The sequence below is a fragment of the Acidocella sp. genome (genome assembly GCF_052326845.1).
Classification (GTDB): domain Bacteria; phylum Pseudomonadota; class Alphaproteobacteria; order Acetobacterales; family Acetobacteraceae; genus Acidocella.
In genome coordinates this window covers 1-13,316 of the sequence record NZ_JBKQJR010000196.1, presented here as the reverse complement: position 1 = coordinate 13,316, position 13,316 = coordinate 1, and the positions used below count along the sequence as shown (strand labels likewise).

At 64.9% G+C, this 13,316-nt stretch carries 14 protein-coding genes; 11 read left to right on the top strand and 3 right to left on the bottom strand.

Going from position 1 to position 13,316, the window contains the following annotated elements; all coding sequences use genetic code 11:
• The first annotated feature begins 430 nt into the window (after positions 1-430).
• From miaB to ACLPJJ_RS13230, 8 genes are all read left to right on the top strand, one after another.
• Complete coding sequence (miaB, locus tag ACLPJJ_RS13265) at positions 431-1,789, top strand: tRNA (N6-isopentenyl adenosine(37)-C2)-methylthiotransferase MiaB (protein WP_443591469.1); 1,359 nt, start codon at positions 431-433, stop codon at positions 1,787-1,789.
• Complete coding sequence (locus ACLPJJ_RS13260) at positions 1,786-2,808, top strand: PhoH family protein (RefSeq protein ID WP_443591468.1); 1,023 nt, start codon at positions 1,786-1,788, stop codon at positions 2,806-2,808. Before miaB ends, ACLPJJ_RS13260 begins: the two co-directional genes overlap by 4 nt.
• Before the next feature lie 7 nt (positions 2,809-2,815).
• Positions 2,816-3,253, top strand: a complete 438-nt coding sequence (gene ybeY, locus ACLPJJ_RS13255; RefSeq protein ID WP_443591467.1) for an rRNA maturation RNase YbeY — start codon at positions 2,816-2,818, stop codon at positions 3,251-3,253.
• Positions 3,250-4,140 carry a hemolysin family protein gene (locus ACLPJJ_RS13250; RefSeq protein ID WP_443591466.1) on the top strand — a complete coding sequence of 297 codons (891 nt, stop codon included), beginning with the start codon at positions 3,250-3,252 and terminating at the stop codon, positions 4,138-4,140. Before ybeY ends, ACLPJJ_RS13250 begins: the two co-directional genes overlap by 4 nt.
• A gap of 173 nt (positions 4,141-4,313) precedes the next feature.
• The gene (trxB, locus tag ACLPJJ_RS13245; protein ID WP_443591465.1) at positions 4,314-5,279 is read left to right on the top strand and encodes a thioredoxin-disulfide reductase; all 966 of its coding nucleotides are present in this window, start codon (positions 4,314-4,316) and stop codon (positions 5,277-5,279) included.
• Between the two features lie 16 nt (positions 5,280-5,295).
• The gene (locus tag ACLPJJ_RS13240) at positions 5,296-6,192 is read left to right on the top strand and encodes a LysR family transcriptional regulator (RefSeq protein WP_443591464.1); all 897 of its coding nucleotides are present in this window, start codon (positions 5,296-5,298) and stop codon (positions 6,190-6,192) included.
• 326 nt (positions 6,193-6,518) lie between these two features.
• Complete coding sequence (locus ACLPJJ_RS13235) at positions 6,519-7,697, top strand: acetyl-CoA C-acyltransferase family protein (protein WP_443591463.1); 1,179 nt, start codon at positions 6,519-6,521, stop codon at positions 7,695-7,697.
• A complete protein-coding gene (locus ACLPJJ_RS13230; protein ID WP_443591462.1) occupies positions 7,694-7,996 on the top strand; it encodes a DUF167 domain-containing protein in 303 nt (100 codons plus the stop codon). The genes ACLPJJ_RS13235 and ACLPJJ_RS13230 overlap by 4 nt, the downstream gene beginning before the upstream one ends.
• Positions 7,997-8,000: 4 nt before the next feature.
• Here ACLPJJ_RS13230 and ACLPJJ_RS13225 read toward each other — a convergent pair whose 3' ends face one another.
• The 3 genes from ACLPJJ_RS13225 to ACLPJJ_RS13215 all read right to left on the bottom strand — a co-directional run bounded on the left by ACLPJJ_RS13225 (position 8,001) and on the right by ACLPJJ_RS13215 (position 9,578).
• Positions 8,001-8,585: a hypothetical protein gene (locus ACLPJJ_RS13225; protein WP_443591461.1), complete on the bottom strand. Its 585-nt coding sequence runs from the start codon at positions 8,583-8,585 to the stop codon at positions 8,001-8,003.
• On the bottom strand, positions 8,582-9,247 hold the full coding sequence (gene aat / locus ACLPJJ_RS13220) for a leucyl/phenylalanyl-tRNA--protein transferase (RefSeq protein ID WP_443591460.1): 666 nt from the start codon (positions 9,245-9,247) through the stop codon (positions 8,582-8,584). Before aat ends, ACLPJJ_RS13225 begins: the two co-directional genes overlap by 4 nt.
• Positions 9,248-9,362: 115 nt before the next feature.
• Positions 9,363-9,578: a hypothetical protein gene (locus ACLPJJ_RS13215; RefSeq protein ID WP_443591459.1), complete on the bottom strand. Its 216-nt coding sequence runs from the start codon at positions 9,576-9,578 to the stop codon at positions 9,363-9,365.
• Positions 9,579-9,779: 201 nt separating this feature from the next.
• On the opposite strand from ACLPJJ_RS13215, the gene ACLPJJ_RS13210 reads away from it, so the two are divergent.
• The 3 genes from ACLPJJ_RS13210 (at position 9,780) to ACLPJJ_RS13200 (ending at position 13,301) form a co-directional block, all read left to right on the top strand.
• A complete protein-coding gene (locus ACLPJJ_RS13210) occupies positions 9,780-11,183 on the top strand; it encodes a helix-turn-helix domain-containing protein (RefSeq protein WP_443591458.1) in 1,404 nt (467 codons plus the stop codon).
• Between the two features lie 156 nt (positions 11,184-11,339).
• Positions 11,340-11,618 (top strand): hypothetical protein, encoded by a 279-nt coding sequence (locus ACLPJJ_RS13205; protein WP_443591457.1) that lies wholly within the window; start codon positions 11,340-11,342, stop codon positions 11,616-11,618.
• Positions 11,619-11,747: 129 nt separating this feature from the next.
• A complete protein-coding gene (locus tag ACLPJJ_RS13200) occupies positions 11,748-13,301 on the top strand; it encodes a PHA/PHB synthase family protein (protein ID WP_443591456.1) in 1,554 nt (517 codons plus the stop codon).
• The last annotated feature ends 15 nt before the right edge of the window (positions 13,302-13,316 follow it).

Sequence of the window (13,316 nt, the reverse complement as noted above, 5' to 3'; positions counted from 1 at the left end):
AAGGGCAGCCCGATTTCCCGCAAGGAGATGGTGTGCCCTTGTACAGCCAGGTGCCGTCGCGCCTGATCAGGAACGGCAGCTCACTGCGTTCCAGCAGGCAGCGGGCCGTACCAGCCACCACGCCAGGTTGCTCAGCCCTTTCGTTCACGATCCGTTGATTCCATTGCTCGCCACAGCCCGTTTCCCCTTCATATAGGGTCTGCCGCGGCGTAATCAAATCCCGGCACACGCTCCCGTTGCGGACCCGTTATCTTTCCACAGGGGCTCAAACCCCCGCCGCAACCAAAGCTTAACGGGAATTTTCTTGACACGGCGCGGCCAAGCATAGCGAGAATGCACCAGGTTCAGGGGGATTTCAGCCAATTTTGAGCTTGACCTGTCTCTTCTCCACGCGCTTTTCCGTCCGGAAAAACCAGATGGACTTAGACGTATGAACGCGACGGACCGCAAACTCCGCAAACTGCATGTCGTGACGCATGGCTGCCAGATGAACGTGTACGACAGTGCGCGCATGGCGGACGTTCTGCGTCCCTTGGGCTACACCACGGTGGACAGCCCGGAAGAGGCGGACATGGTGATCATGAACACCTGCCATATCCGCGAGCGGGCGGAGGAGAAGGTGTTCTCGAACCTCGGCCGGCTGCGTGTGCTGAAAGAGGAAAAAGGCGGCGAGATGATGATCGCCGTTACCGGCTGCGTCGCCCAGGCGGAGGGTGAGCTGATCACCAAGCGCGCCCCCTTCGTGGACCTCGTGGTCGGCCCCCAGGCCTATCACCGCCTGCCGGAACTCATCGCCCAGGCCCACCGCAAGCAGGGCGCGGTGATCGACACGGAATTCCCCGCCGACCAGAAATTCGACCATCTGCCCGATGCCGCCGCCCCGCAGGGCGTGGTCTCCTTCCTCTCCATCCAGGAGGGCTGCGACAAGTTCTGCTCCTTCTGCGTCGTGCCCTATACGCGCGGGGTGGAATCCTCGCGACCCGTGGCGAGCGTGCTGGCAGAGGCCAAACGCATGGTGGCGCTGGGAACCAAGGAACTCGCCCTGCTCGGCCAGAACGTGAACGCTTACCATGGCGAGGGGCCGGATGGAAAAACCTGGGGCCTGGCCCGGCTGCTGGCGGAAATGGCGGAGATCGAGGGACTGGAGCGGCTGCGCTACACCACCTCCCACCCCAACGACATGGATGACGAGCTGATCCTGGCCCACCGGGACAACCCGAAGCTCATGCCCTTCCTGCATTTGCCGGTGCAGTCGGGGTCGGACAAAATCCTCCAAGCCATGAACCGTAAGCACAAGGCCGATGATTTCCGCCGCATCGTGGAAAAACTGCGCGCGGCCCGGCCGGATATCGCCCTCTCCTCCGATTTCATCGTCGGCCACCCTGGCGAAACGGATGCCGATTTCGCCGCCACCATGGCGCTGGTGCGTGAGACCGGCTTTGCCCTGGCCTACAGCTTCAACTACTCCCCCCGCCCCGGCACCCCGGCTGCCGGGCTGCCGCAGATCGCCGAGGACGTGAAGAACGCCCGGCTCTACGAGCTGCAGGCCGAGCTGCGCCGCCAGCAGGACGACTTCAACGCCTCGCTCATCGGGCAGGTCACCCCCGTGCTGTTCACCGGCGCGGGCCGCCATGCGGGGCAGATCGCCGGGCGCTCGCTCTACCTCCAGCCCGTGGTGGTCGAGCATCCCACCGCGCTGACCGGCGAAGTCCGGGAGGTGAAAATTACCCACGCCAACCCTAACTCTATCCTCGGCACTCTCATCAGCAAGGAGCAAATCGCCGCTTGAGCCAGATCCTCGCGTCTCCGGCTACCCGTCCCGTCCCGCTCGCGCGGCCCCTCACCATGACCTTCGGCGACAACGCGCTTCTGCCGTTGCTGCTCGGAGATCACGACCGGCACCTGGCCCGGATCGAGCAGAAGCTCGGTGTGCGCCTGGCCTGCCGGGGCAACAGAATTTCCATCTCCGGCACGGCTGAGCAGGTGGCCGCGGCCGAGGCGGCACTGGCAGCACTCTACCGGCAGCTGGAACGCGGCGAGATGATCGACGGCCCGAAAGTGGACGCGGCCCTGCGCCTGACCGACCCGGCGACCGAACCCCGCCTGCCCCTCTCCGACCTTCCCGCCATCCGCACCCGCAAAGGCGCCGTCGGCCCGCGCAGCGCCGGCCAGGCGGCATATATGGAACTTCTGGCCCGGCACGAGATGGTCTTCGCCATGGGCCCGGCCGGCACCGGCAAAACCTATCTCGCTGTGGCCCAGGCCGTGGCGATGCTGACCTCCGGCAAGGTGGATCGCATCGTGCTCTCCCGCCCGGCTGTCGAGGCAGGCGAACGTCTCGGCTTCCTGCCCGGCGACATGAAGGAGAAGGTGGACCCTTACCTGCGCCCGCTCTACGACGCGCTGAACGACATGCTGCCCGGCGACCAGCTGACCAAGCGCATCACCACCGGCGAGATCGAGATCGCCCCACTCGCCTTCATGCGTGGCCGCACGCTGGCGCATGCCTTCGTCATCCTGGATGAAGCCCAGAACACCACGCCGGTGCAGATGAAGATGTTCCTGACCCGCATGGGCGAGGGCACGCGCATGGTCATCACCGGCGACCTTACGCAAATCGACCTTCCCCCCAACACCCGCTCAGGCCTCGCGGACGCGCTGGAAACGCTGGAAGGCATCCAGGGCATCGGCGTCGCCCGCTTCGCCAATTCCGATGTCGTGCGCCATCCGCTTGTCGGGCGGATTGTGGAAGCCTACGACCAGCGCTATGCCGCCGCGAAGGAACATGCCCGCGAGCGGCAAAGTTAAAGGACAAATGGAACCTGGAAGTACAAGCCCCTTCGGGGGCGCCGAGATTTTTGTCGCTGACCGGCGCTGGCGCCGTCATGTGCGGCATTTGCCACTCATCGTGCGGCGGGCCCTGGCGGCCGCGGGATGCGGCGCCGATGTGGTGTTAACCGATGACCGGACCGTAAAGCGGCTGAACTACCGCGACCGCGGCAAGAACAAGCCGACCAACGTGCTCACCTACGCCAACCCGCCGGAAATGCTGCTGGCCTTCGGCGTGGTGGCGCGCGAGGCGGCGCGCGAGAGCAAGAGCATCGCCCAGCATTTGCAGCACCTTCTGGTGCATGGTGCTCTGCATCTGCACGGCTACGACCATCACCACGCCGGCGATGCGCGGGAGATGGAGGCCGAGGAAGCCCGCATCCTGTCGCGGCTGCACGTGCCCAACCCGTGGAAAAACCGATGAGCGGCGCCCTTTCCCGCCTGCTCAACCGGCTGCGCAACACCGAGCAATCGGTGCGCGACTCCATCGCCGAACTGGTCCAGGAGGCCGGGGACGAGGAAGCCCAGGGCGCCTCTGGCGAGCTGGTCGGCCTCACCCCGCACGAGCGCGCGCTGCTCGCCAACGTGCTGCGCCTGCGCGAGATCACCGCCGATGACGTGATGGTTCCGCGCCCGGACATCATCGCCATGCGCGCCGATGTGACGCTGGACCAGGCCCTGGCGCTGATCCGGCAGGAAGGCCATTCCCGCATGCCGGTCTACCGCGAGCATCTCGATGACATTCTCGGCATGGTTCACATCAAGGATGTGTTCTCCTACACTGGCCCCGCGGCCGAGTTCTCGGCCGAGAAACTCCTGCGCAAGCCGCTGATGGTGGCGCCGCAGATCACCGTGCTCGACCTGCTGCTGCAGATGCGCCAGACGCACACGCATCTAGCCCTGGTCGTCGACGAATATGGCGGCATAGACGGGCTGGTGACGATCGAGGACCTCGTGGAGACCATCGTCGGCGATATTTCCGACGAGCATGACGAGATCGAGGGTCCGATGCTGGTGGAGCGGACCGATGGCGCGCTGGAGCTGAACGCCCGCCTGCCGGTGGAGGATTTCGAGGCGAAGCTGGGCCCGATGCTCTCCGAGGATGAGCGCGCCGCGGATATCGAGACCATTGGCGGGTTGGTGTTCAACCTCGCCGGCCGGGTGCCGGCCAAGGGCGAGATCATCCGGCATCCCTCGGGGATAGAGTTCCTGGTGCTGGAGGCCGATGCCCGCCGCATCCGCCGCCTGCGCGCCCGCCGCCCCGCCGATGCGGCGGAATCCCCCCCTGCCAACCCCGCGCCACAAGCATGACTGCCCCCCCCACAACCCCGCCTTGCATGGCGCATGGGTGGAATGCGGAGAGCGGGAAAACGTGGGAATCACTGGCAAAACACCCTGTGCCGCACCGGGACACTCTCTTGTATCGGCGCGGGTTCGATGGATATGTAAGACTGTTATAAAGAAGTCCCGAAAGACGAGTGACAATGGGTGAGTTAAGAAAGACGAAGGTTCTGATCATCGGCGCGGGCCCGGCGGGCTACACGGCGGCGATCTATACGGCGCGTGCCAATCTCAACCCCGTTCTCGTGGCCGGGCTGCAGCCGGGCGGCCAGCTCACCATCACCACCGATGTCGAGAATTATCCCGGTTTCGCCGAGCCCATCCAGGGCCCCTGGCTGATGGAGCAGATGGCCAAGCAGGCCGAGCATGTCGGCACCGAGATCATGTACGACCTGATCACCGAGGTCGATTTCTCCGCCCGCCCCTTCCACGCCTGGACCGATGGCGGCGTGGAGTTCGAGGCCGAGACCGTGATCATCGCCACCGGCGCCCAGGCCCGCTGGCTGGGCCTGCCTTCCGAGCAGCAATACCAGGGTGCCGGCGTCTCCGCCTGCGCGACCTGCGACGGGTTCTTCTACCGCGGCAAGAAGGTGGCCGTGGTCGGCGGCGGCAACACGGCGGTGGAAGAGGCGCTCTACCTCACCCACCATGCCAGCCATGTCACCCTCATCCACCGGCGCGACAGCCTGCGCGCCGAACGCATCCTGCAGCAGCGCCTGTTCGAAAACCCGAAGATCTCCGTCATCTGGGACCATGCGGTGGACGAGATCCTTGGCTCCGGCACGCCCGAGGTGGTCACCAGCGCGCGACTGAAGAACGTGAAGACCGGCCAGACCCAGGAGATCGAGGTGGATGGTGTGTTCATTGCCATCGGCCACTCCCCCACCACCGCCCTGTTCGCGGGGCAGGTCCACCTCGATAACGAGGGCTATATCGTCACCACGCCGGGCACCACCGAAACCTCCGTGCCGGGCGTGTTCGCCGCCGGGGACGTGCAGGACAAGACCTTCCGCCAGGCGGTGACCGCGGCGGGCACCGGCTGCATGGCGGCGCTGGAAGCTGAAAAATTCTTGAGCCAAATTCCACTGTTTGTGAATGAGGCCGCATAAAATGACGGGGCAGAAAATGGATTGGGATAAACTGCGTGTCTTCCATGCTGTGGCAGAAGCTGGCAGCTTTACCCATGCCGGGGACACCCTGAACCTCAGCCAATCCGCGGTATCGCGGCAGATCTCCGCGCTCGAGGAAGCGCTCTCCGTCCCGCTCTTCCACCGCCATGCGCGCGGACTGATCCTCACCGAACAGGGCGAAGCGCTGAACCGCACGGTGCGCGAGGTGTTCGCCAAGCTGGCGATGACCGAGGCCCTGCTAGCGGAAAGCAAGGAAAAACCAGCCGGCCGGCTGAAGGTGACGACCACGCACAGCTTCGGCGTGACCTGGCTGGCCCCGCGGCTGAAGAACTTCATCGCCGGGCATCCGGATGTCACCGTCTCGCTGCTGCTGGACGACACCGATCTCGACCTTGCCATGCGCGAGGCCGATGTCGCCATCCGCATGCACCCACCCCACCAGCCGGACCTGATCCAGCGGCATCTGGGCGAGATCAACAGCCATATCTGGGCCTCGCCGGACTACGCCAAGACCTACGGCCTGCCAGAGACGGTGGAAGACCTCGACAAGCACAAGCTCATCCTCTTCGGGGACCGCAAGCCCCCCGTGCCGGATGTGGACTGGCTGGGCGATCTCGGCCGCAAGGACGGCACCGCCCGCCGCGGGGCTCTGGAGATCAACTCCCTGCAGGCGATTCTTGCCTGCATCCGCGCCGGCTTGGGGATCGGCTCGGTGCCGGATTACCTGGTGCAGGACACCAACGGGCTCATCCCCGTGCTGCCGGATGTGAAGAAACCCACGATCAACATGTACTTCGTGTACCCGGAAGAGCTGCGCAACTCGAAGCGCGTTTCCGTGTTCCGTGACTTTTTGGTGAATTCTATTGCCGAACGTAACGGGTCAAGGCACTGAAATCGGCTGGTTTCCTGATTTTTCTAAGTTCGCTGGAACAAATAGATACAAAAAATCAACTAGGTTACAATTTTAACACTTAAAATTTTCTGATTGTGGCTTATATACAACACGTCCGGTGCGAGCCGGATATCATCCGGTTCAGTTGAGCCGGATTGGGACTTCGGTCCCAACGTCTCCCAGACGTGAAGCCTCCCTGTTGACTTGACCCGCTGGCCCCGCGACGTGGCTAGCGGGTTTTTTTATCCGCAGGGCGCAATTTGCTCCCGGCTCTGGCTTCGGCCTATTCTTGCCGCAACACGCAACAGCAGCAAAAGGATACGCCCGTGACTGACGTCTTCATCCTCTCTGGCCAGCGCACCGCCATCGGCGATTACGGCAAAAGCCTCAAGGACATCCCGCCGACCAAGCTCGGCGAGATCGCCATCCGCGCAGCACTCGCCAAATCCGGTGTCGAGGCCGCCGAGATCCAGCATGTGGTGTTCGGCAGCGTCATCCACACCGAGCCGAAGGATGCCTATATCTCCCGCGTCGCCGCCGTTCATGCCGGCATCCCGGTGGAAACCCCGGCCATGACCGTGAACCGCCTGTGCGGCTCGGGCATGCAGGCCATCATCTCCGCGGCGCAGAGCATCATGCTCGGCGATGCCGCGCTCGCCGTCGGCGGTGGCGCTGAGTCGATGAGCCGTGGCGGCTACCTGCTCCCCAACGAGCGCTGGGGCGCGCGCCTGGGCGACGGCAAGGTGATCGACATGGTCGTCGGCGCCCTGAACGACCCGTTCGGCCATGGCCATATGGGCATCACCGCCGAGAACGTGGCGGCGCAGTACGGCCTGACCCGCGAGATGCAGGACGAGTTCGCCGCCGAGTCCCACAAGCGCGCCGCCGCCGCCCAGGCCGCCGGCTACTTCAAGGAGCAGATCTGCCCCGTTGAACTGCCCTCGCGCAAGGGCGTGGTGATCTTCGACACCGACGAGCACGTCCGCGCCGACACCACCGTGGACAGCCTCGCCGGGCTGAAGCCCGTCTTCAAGAAGGACGGCACGGTGACGGCGGGCAATGCCTCGCCGCTAAACGATGCCGGTTCCGCCGTGGTGCTGGCGAGCGGTGCCGAGGTGACCCGCCGCAACCTCAAGCCGATGGCGCGCATCGTGGCCTACGGCCATGCCGGCGTGGCGCCGGAGGTGATGGGCCTGGGGCCGATCCCGGCCACGCAGAACGCCCTGCGCAAGGCCGGGCTCACCGTGGCCGATCTCGACGTGATCGAATCCAATGAGGCCTTCTCCTCGCAGGCCTGCGCCGTGACGCGCGATCTGGGCCTCGACCCGGCCAAGGTGAACCCTAATGGCGGCGCCGTGGCGCTGGGCCATCCGGTGGGCGCCTCGGGCGGCATCATCCTCATCAAGACCATGTACGAGCTGCACCGCACGGGCGGGCGCTATGGCCTCGCCACCATGTGCATCGGCGGCGGTCAGGGCATCAGCGTCATCATCGAGCGCGTTTGACGTTTTACCAGCGAACCACGGCGGGGCTTGTCCTCGCCGTGAAGGCGCATCCGGGGGCAAAGCGCGTGCAGATCGGCCCCGTTCTGCCCGCCGCCCCGGCCCCCGGCTGGCCCGAAGCACGGCTTAAGATCTCGATCAACGCTGCGCCGGAAGACGGCAAGGCGAACGCGGCGATCATCGAGGCCCTGGCGCACTGGCTGGGGGTGAAGGCGTCCGCCATTAGCCAGACAGCCGGGGCGACGTCGCGAGAGAAGAAATTCCTGATCACCGGCCCGGTAACCGTGCCGGATATCGCCTGACGCGCTACTGCTGGTTCAATAGGGACAGCAGCGCCCCAGGCGGCAAATCCACCTGGGAAAACCCGGCAGGCGGCGCGAAATTCTCCGCCGGTTGCGGCGCGTAGGACACGGAGAGCGCCGTCAGCTCGGCGCTGCCATGCGCGTCATGCCCCGAGAAATGCAGGGTCACCCCGCTCGGGGTGATGCAGGCGGTGCCGGTGCCGTTCTTGTCCAGCACCAGATATTTCTCGCAGTCCAGCCCGGCGTAATGGCCGGTGCCCAGCGGCGTGAACTGCGCGCCATCGGCATTGTAGATCTCCCCGGTCAGAGCCGAGAAATCCGGCGCCTGCACCACGGCGCGCAGCGCGGGAACCACCACCTGCGCCTGACCGGAAGGCAGATTGGCCAGCACGTAATAGCCGCTCTGGCTCTCCACCTTGGCCAGCTGGTCGGCAGCGTCGTAGGTCAGCTGATAGGTCGCGGGCGCCCGGCCGGAGGCTGTGAGCGTGTACGTCACCGCCACATCGCGCGAAGGCAGGAAGACCGGCGCCGCAATGGCGCTGGCAGGGAACAGGGCCGCAAGCGCGGCGAAGGACAGGTAGTTTCTCATGGAGCCTCCTTTCGCATTGTCTCTATTTCCTCCCACAATGCGGCAGGATCAGGGCTGACAGGAAACCGCGCCTGCTCCTCCACCGCCTCCGCCAGCAGATGCTGATACTCGCCGCGCGGGATCTCCACGGCGCCGAACCGGGCGAGATGCGTGGTGATGAACTGCGTGTCGAGCAGCTTGAAGCCCCCCAGCCGCAGCCGCGCCACCAGATGCACCAGCGCCACCTTGGAGGCATCCGTCGCGGTGGAGAACATGCTCTCCCCGAAAAACACCCCGCCCAGCGCCACGCCATACAGCCCGCCGACCAGTTGGCCGTTCTCCCAGGTCTCCACGCTATGGGCGAAGCCGAGCTGGAACAGCTCGGTGAAGAGACGCTCGATCTCCTCGTTGATCCAGGTTTCCGGCCGGTTGGGGCGGTTGGCGGCGCAGGCTGCGATGGTGGCCGCGAAATCGGCATCGGCGGTGACGGTGAAGTGCTGGCCGCGCAGCGTCTTCATCAGGCTGCGCGGAATGTGGAACCCATGCAGCGGCAGCACGCCGCGCTCCTCCGGGTCCAGCCAGTGCACAGTGCGGCTGTCCCGCGCCTCCGCCATGGGGAACAGGCCGAGCCGGTAGGCGCGGAGCAGCAGATCCGATGTGACTTGGAAAGGCCTCGCGGACATGGACTAAACGTCGCATATATGCCGCCATTTTGCCAAGCCAAAGCAGGCGGGCACGAAAAACCCCGGACGTTTCCGCCCGGGGTGAAAGTCCTTGAACTTGGCGATTTGGTTTTTATTATCGCGTGGTCGAGGACATGGCCCAGAAATGGCCGTGGACGAGGCCTTCGTCATAATCGCGGTACTCAGCGCGGGAGTTGTCCTGGCTGGTGTCCTTCGTGTTGCCCCGGAGTTGAGCAGCCACCACCGCGTTGCCAGCTTCGCGCTGGCGCTGGGCCGCGGCCTGCCCACCAATCCCATCGGGGGAGAAGGTCGGGAGAAGCTGATGACGCATGGTGAACTTCCTCTTCGTGATATCTATCTCTGTTGTGTCTTCCCCGGCGCGGGAGGGCGATTGCGATGGAGACTTGATTTGCCCCGCAGGAAGACCGTGAGGTCAAACTATTTACAATGCGCTACGACGTATAGCGAAAACCGGCGGAAATCCGCGAAATCTGTGTGTGACTTTACTGTAAATTTTTGCTAATTGTAAAACATGTCAAAAGCAGCCATCGGCAAGACCATCCGCCGGCTTCGCATGGAACAAGGCTATACCCAGCAAGGCTTTGCCCAGAAGCTTGGCATATCAACATCTTACCTGAATCTCGTCGAGCATGATCAGCGCAATGTCACCGCCTCGCTGCTGTTCAAGCTGACGGATATCCTCAAGGTCGATCTCGCAGCACTTTCGGGCGTGCAGGAGCGCGAATACGAGGTGGCGCTGCGCGAGGCCTTTTCCGACCCCTCCCTGGCGGTGGAACCGGTGCCTGATGCGGAGATCCAGACCCTGGCCGCGGCCCCCAACGCGGCGCGCGCCGTGCTCGCCCTGCACCGGGCCCTGGCCGGGGCGCGGGAGGAAGCGGGCGGCGGCATCACCCTGCCCTCCGGCCGCAAGATCCTGCTGCCCAACGAGGAGGTGCGGGACTTCTTCCACGACCACGAGAACCATTTCCCGGCGCTGGAGGAGGTGGCCGAGCAGATCTGCGCCACGCTGGACACGGCCACGCTCGGCACCAACCACGCTTTGGCCGAGCGGCTGCGCCGCCAGCACGGGCTGGTGGTGAGCGTGCGCCCCCTGCCCGGCGCCCTGCGCGTGTTCGACGCCGCCAACCGCATGCTCACCCTCTCGGAAGACCTGCCGCGCGAGAGCCGCGGCTTCCAGATGGCCTTCCAGCTCGCTTTGCTGGAGGCGCGCGAGCCGGTGGAAAAGATCGTCAGACGCGCCAACCCGACAACAAGCGACGCCGCCGAATTGCTGCGCATCGGCCTGCTCAACTACATCGCCGGCGCGCTGCTGATGCCCTACGAGCCGATGCTCGCCGCCGCGCGCGAGCGCCGTTACGACGTGGACGCGATCGCCGCGCGCTTCGGCGTGTCCTACGAGCAGGCCTGCCACCGCCTTTCCACCCTGCAACGGGCCGGGGCGCGCGGCGTGCCGTTCTTCTTCCTGCGGGCGGACCCGGCGGGCAATGTCAGCAAGCGCTTCTCCGCCGCCGGCTTCCCGTTCATGCGCTTCGGCGGCACCTGCCCGCGCTGGATCGTGCATTCCGCCTTCGCCACGCCGGGCGCCGTCCGCGTGCAGGTGGCCCAGCTCTCGGCCACGGAAACCTTTCTCTGCTTCGCCCGCGCCATCACCGGCCGCCCGGCGCGCTGGGGCGAGCCGCCGCCGGTGCATGTCGTGGGCATGGGCTGCGATATCAGCCATGCCAGCGAACTGGTCTATGGCGACGGGCTCAATCTCGCCACCGCCGCGGTCGGCATCGGCCTGTCCTGCCGCATGTGCGAGCGCCAGGACTGCCGCTCCCGCGCCTTTCCGCCCATCGCGCACCGGCTTACCATCGACCCGCAAACCACCAGCGCCAGCCCGTACAAATTCGAAGCCAAGCCCGGCCCTTCATAACAATACGGAGATGTTTACTTTCCACGCGGACAAAATTTTGCGCGCCGCAGCGTGAATTTCAGTTAAAACACGCCGGGGGTTGATCCACGTCAACGCGGACCCGTCAGCGACTGACGCAAATCAGCTTCCGGACAGTACTCAGGAAGGAACTGCGGCATGACCGAAAAATCATCCGACCCATTCGAATTTTTTAAGATCTCCCAGGATATGCTGACAGCGCAGCAGAAATTCCTGCCCTCGAACAAGATCTTCGAGCAGTTCACCGACTACGTGCGTAACGTCACCCAGGCGCAGATCGCCTATAACCAGGCGCTGATGCGAGCCCAGGCCGCGCTGCTCGCCGGCGTCATGGAACGTCCGCTGACCATGGTCTCGGACAAGGTGGATGAGCGTCCGAGTTCCGCCGCGCACCAGCGCAACGTGTCGGCTCCATGAATTGCGCCACGGCGGCCCCTGGCCGACCGTGGACATGTCCTGCCATTTCTCCGCGGGCGCGGCCAAGCCCGCCGAACCGCCGCGCTCGATGACGGTTAATACCAGCTCGCTTAAAGTCTGGAGCTTCCTATGAACGAAGTTGTCATCAACAACCGCGACCTGGACCGGGCCCTGCATGCCGCCGAGGCGAAGCTGACCGGCGGACTGTCTCCGACTACGGTCGGCCTCTCCTGGGTCCATTGGGCTCTGCATCTGGCCAACCAGCCCGGCCGCCAGGTGGGCCTGATGCAGCAGGCGGCGTCCGACTGGGCGGAGCTGTCCCGCCTGGTGCTGGGCCTGCCGGTGGAAACCATCGCCCCGGCCGCCGAAGACCACCGCTTCAGGGACCCAAGCTGGCAGCACGGACCTTCCGCTATTGCCGTGCAGGCCTTCCTGCATACCGAGCGTCTCTGGGACCTCGCCACCACCGAAGTAAGAGGCCTGTCCAAGGAGCATGCCCGCATCGTCAATTTCGTCGGGCGCCAGATGCTGGACATGATGGCGCCGTCGAATTTCCCGGCGCTCAATCCGGAGGTGCTGACCAAGACCCAGGCCACAGCGGGCGACAATCTGCGCCAGGGCATGCGCAATTTCATCGAAGACCTGCAGGCCGCGGGCGGCGGCGGCACCCAGCCTTTGCCGATGCAGCCGGGCAAGGATGTCGCCATCACCCCCGGCAGCGTCGTGTACCGCAACGAGCTGATCGAGCTGATCCAGTACAGCCCCCAGACCGAGACGGTGCGGCCCGAGCCGATCCTGATCGTGCCGGCCTGGATCATGAAATATTACATTCTGGACCTCTCCCCGCAGAACTCCATGATCCGCTATCTGGTAAGCCAGGGTTTCACGGTATTCTGCATCTCCTGGCGCAACCCTGATGCCAGCCTGCGCGACATGACGCTGGACGACTATCGCAAGCTCGGCGTGATGGCGGCAATGGACACGGTGACCACCATTTGTGGCGCCCAGAAGATTCATGCCACCGGCTACTGTCTGGGCGGCACGCTGCTCACCATCGCCGCCGCCGTCATGGCACGCGAGCACGACGAGCGCATCGCCACCATCACCCTGCTGGCGGCGCAGACCGACTTCACCGAGGCGGGCGAGCTGCAGCTCTTCATCAACGACTCCCAGCTCGCCTTCCTTGAGGATGCGATGTGGGCCCAGGGCTATCTGGACTCCAATCAAATGGCGGGCGCCTTCCAGCTGCTCCGCTCCAACGACCTGATATGGTCCAACCTCATCCGCCGCTATTACCTTGGCGAGGACGACCACCCGAACGACATGATGTCCTGGAACCGGGACGCGACCCGCATGCCCTATAAAATGCATTCGGAATATCTGCGCCGGCTGTTCCTGGATAACGACTTGGCGGAAGGCCGGTTCGAGGCCGGTGGGCACAAGATCTCCCTGGCCGACATCCATGTGCCGCTCTTCATCATCGGCACCGAGACCGATCACATCGCCCCCTGGCAGTCCGTGTACAAGCTGCAGCTGCTCAACCCGGACGACTTCACCTTCGTGCTCACCTCCGGCGGGTTCACGGGCGGGCTGGATTTGGCGGTGAGCCATTCCGCCCAGGCGGGCCACCAGGAGCCCTCGATGCAGGTGGCTTGGCTCTGCCATTCATCCGGCGGCACGTAGAGGTCACCCCGCTGG

Coding starts and splice junctions, on each gene's coding strand:
- miaB (WP_443591469.1), top strand. CDS start 431: ATGAACGCGACGGACCGCAAACTCCGCAAACTGCATGTCGTGACGCAT.
- ybeY (WP_443591467.1), top strand. CDS start 2,816: ATGGAACCTGGAAGTACAAGCCCCTTCGGGGGCGCCGAGATTTTTGTC.
- ACLPJJ_RS13250 (WP_443591466.1), top strand. CDS start 3,250: ATGAGCGGCGCCCTTTCCCGCCTGCTCAACCGGCTGCGCAACACCGAG.
- trxB (WP_443591465.1), top strand. CDS start 4,314: ATGGGTGAGTTAAGAAAGACGAAGGTTCTGATCATCGGCGCGGGCCCG.
- ACLPJJ_RS13240 (WP_443591464.1), top strand. CDS start 5,296: ATGGATTGGGATAAACTGCGTGTCTTCCATGCTGTGGCAGAAGCTGGC.
- ACLPJJ_RS13225 (WP_443591461.1), bottom strand. CDS start 8,585: ATGAGAAACTACCTGTCCTTCGCCGCGCTTGCGGCCCTGTTCCCTGCC.
- aat (WP_443591460.1), bottom strand. CDS start 9,247: ATGTCCGCGAGGCCTTTCCAAGTCACATCGGATCTGCTGCTCCGCGCC.
- ACLPJJ_RS13215 (WP_443591459.1), bottom strand. CDS start 9,578: ATGCGTCATCAGCTTCTCCCGACCTTCTCCCCCGATGGGATTGGTGGG.
- ACLPJJ_RS13210 (WP_443591458.1), top strand. CDS start 9,780: ATGTCAAAAGCAGCCATCGGCAAGACCATCCGCCGGCTTCGCATGGAA.
- ACLPJJ_RS13205 (WP_443591457.1), top strand. CDS start 11,340: ATGACCGAAAAATCATCCGACCCATTCGAATTTTTTAAGATCTCCCAG.
- ACLPJJ_RS13200 (WP_443591456.1), top strand. CDS start 11,748: ATGAACGAAGTTGTCATCAACAACCGCGACCTGGACCGGGCCCTGCAT.